This is a genomic window from Sphingomonas sp. GM_Shp_1 (genome assembly GCF_026540895.1).
Classification (GTDB): domain Bacteria; phylum Pseudomonadota; class Alphaproteobacteria; order Sphingomonadales; family Sphingomonadaceae; genus Sphingomonas.
This window is the reverse complement of record NZ_JALNUR010000072.1, coordinates 1-2,482: the sequence shown is the minus strand read 5'-3', so window position 1 is coordinate 2,482 and position 2,482 is coordinate 1. Positions and strand designations below refer to the sequence as shown.

Annotated in this window: 3 protein-coding genes; all 3 read left to right on the top strand. The window is 67.4% G+C overall.

Annotated elements, in window-relative coordinates; genetic code table 11:
- Positions 1-122 precede the first annotated feature (122 nt).
- The 3 genes from OXQ33_RS17410 to OXQ33_RS17400 are packed head-to-tail and all read left to right on the top strand — an operon-like array spanning position 123 to position 2,456.
- Positions 123-497 (top strand): transposase, encoded by a 375-nt coding sequence (locus OXQ33_RS17410; RefSeq protein WP_267436060.1) that lies wholly within the window; start codon positions 123-125, stop codon positions 495-497.
- A complete protein-coding gene (gene tnpB, locus OXQ33_RS17405) occupies positions 494-841 on the top strand; it encodes an IS66 family insertion sequence element accessory protein TnpB (RefSeq protein WP_267436059.1) in 348 nt (115 codons plus the stop codon). The genes OXQ33_RS17410 and tnpB overlap by 4 nt, the downstream gene beginning before the upstream one ends.
- Before the next feature lie 43 nt (positions 842-884).
- Positions 885-2,456 (top strand): IS66 family transposase, encoded by a 1,572-nt coding sequence (locus OXQ33_RS17400; protein ID WP_267436062.1) that lies wholly within the window; start codon positions 885-887, stop codon positions 2,454-2,456.
- Positions 2,457-2,482: the final 26 nt, after the last annotated feature.

The window sequence follows — 2,482 nt, the reverse complement described above, 5'->3', positions numbered from 1 at the left end:
GTAAGCGTGGTCAGCAGGCCGCCTTGCGGTAGCGCTGGCGGTCAGGATGCTTGTCGCCTTTGACGAGGGCGCGGGCGGTGCGGGAAGTTTTCGGTTCTACGACAGGTCATACGAGCACTCGTATGACTGGTCGGATGGAGGTGGTCGGCCGTGTGTCGGGTCGACGGCGATGGTCGGACGCGGAGAAGCTGGAGATCCTGGCGGAGGCGTTCCGGCCGGGGGTGCGGGTTTGCGACGTCATCGCCCGGCGTGAGGTGTCGAGCAGCCTGATCTACACGTGGCGCAAGCAGTTGCGGGAGGGCAAGCTGGCGAGTGCCGTGCCGTCGTTGCCGGTATTCGCCGAAGTGCAGGTGGCGGAACCGGTCGTGCGGACACCGCAGCCGGCACCATGTCCACCGGGGTTCATCCATATCGAACTGCCGGGTGGCGTGCGGGTGAGCGTAGATGCTGCCGTGGATGCAGGGGCGCTGGCACGGGTGCTGTCGGTGCTGCGATGAGCCCGGTGCCGTTGCCGACGCGGGTGTTCCTGGCATGCGGCGTGACCGACATGCGCAAGGGGTTCGATGGTTTGGCGGTGCTGGTGCAGCAGGTGCTGGTGCAGAACCCGCATTCCGGAGCGTTGTTCGCGTTCCGGGGCAAGCGGGGTCATCTGGTCAAGCTGTTGTGGTTCGATGGCCAGGGACTTTGCCTGTTTTCCAAGCGGCTGGACCGGGGCCGCTTCGTCTGGCCGGTGACCGCGACCGGCACGGTGGTGCTGACGCCGGCGCAATTGTCGATGCTGCTGGAGGGCATCGACTGGCGTCGGCCCGAGCGGACGTTTACGCCGACGCTGGCGGGGTGAGAACGGCGGTTTTACGCCGCTTTTGCTCGCTCGCCGACCTGCAATCTGCTATGAAGACAGCGTGTCGGAAGCGCCTGTTTCCCCTGCAGATGCCACCGCGCGGATCGCCGCGCTGGAGGCCTTACTCGCCCGGGCCAATGCCGCGCTCGCCGCCCGCGATCTGCTCATCGATACCCTGCGCGGACAGATCGCCCGGCTGCGGCGGATGCAGTTCGGTGCCTCGTCCGAAAAGCTCGGCCGCGAGATCGAGCAGCTCGAACTGGCGCTGGAGGAACTGGAGACGGAGCGCAACGCGCCTGGGCCTGAGATGGCCGACAGCGGCGTGGCGGTTCGGCCGGTGCCCGTCCGCAGTCTGCCCGCACATCTGCCACGCGAGGACGTCATCCATGAGCCGGCATCGGGTGCCTGCACCTGCCCGGACTGTGGCGGCGCGTTGCGCCCGCTCGGCTCGGACGCACACGAGATGCTCGACATCGTGCCGGTGCGCTGGCGGGTCGTGCGCAACGTCCGCCCCAAATACAGCTGCCGTTCCTGCGACAAGATCGTCCAGGCTCCCGTCCCGGTCAGGGCCGTGGCGCGTGGCAAGGCCACCTTCGCCACGCTGGCGCACGTCGTCGTCTCAAAGTTCGACCACCATTTGCCGCTTTACCGCCAGGCCGAGATGATGGCCGCGCAAGGGCTCGACATCGACCGCTCGACGCTGGCGGGCTGGACCGGACAGGCCGCGGTGCTCCTCGACCCCATCGTCAGCCGCATCCGTGACGAGGTGCTCAAGGCCGACAAGATCCATGCCGACGACACGCCCGTGCCGGTGCTCGACCCCGGCCGGGGGAAGACCGCGACCGGGCGGCTATGGGTGTACGCAGCCGACGACCAGGCGTCCGGCGGCACGGCGCCGCGCGCGACCTGGTATCGCTTCACGCCCGACCGCACGGCCGCGCACCCGATGGCCCATCTCGCCGGCTTCCGCGGTTTCCTTCAGGCCGATGCCTATGCCGGTTATGACGGACTGTATCGTGGTGGCGTGACCGAAGTCGCGTGCTGGGCACACTTCCGGCGCAAGGTCTTCGATCTGCACGAGCGGTCGCCCACGCCGCTGACCACCGACATTCTCGAGCGGATCGGAGCGATCTATGCCGTCGAGGCCGAGGTGCGCGGCCAGCCGCCCGACATACGGTGTTGTGTCAGGCAGGAGCGGAGCAAACCGCTGGTCGAGGCCCTGCGCGAGGTGCTCGACGCCGCCCTTCGCCATCTGTCGCCCAGGTCCGACATGGCCAAAGCCATCGCCTACGGCACCAAGCGCTGGCAGGCACTGTCGCGCTTCCTGGGTGAGGGTCGTCTGGAAATCGACAACAATATCGCGGAGCGTGCACTGCGCGGTGTTGCCATTGGACGCCGCAACTGGCTGTTCGCCGGTTCGCGCGCAGGTGGCGAACGGGCCGCTGCCATCTACACCGTCATCCAGACCTGCAAGGCGAACGGCGTCGACCCGCAGGCCTATATCGCTGACGTTATCGCCAAGGTCGCGGGCGACTGGCCTGCCAGCCGATGGGACGAACTCATGCCCTGGAATTGGATGCCGCAGGTAGATCAGTCGACCGCACAAGCAGCATAATCTGCGGCCTCCACGCCACGCTTACT

What these genes read in the sequence shown, in the direction of transcription:
- tnpB (WP_267436059.1), top strand. Translation starts at nt 494, where the DNA reads ATGAGCCCGGTGCCGTTGCCGACGCGGGTGTTCCTGGCATGCGGCGTG.
- OXQ33_RS17410 (WP_267436060.1), top strand. Translation starts at nt 123, where the DNA reads ATGACTGGTCGGATGGAGGTGGTCGGCCGTGTGTCGGGTCGACGGCGA.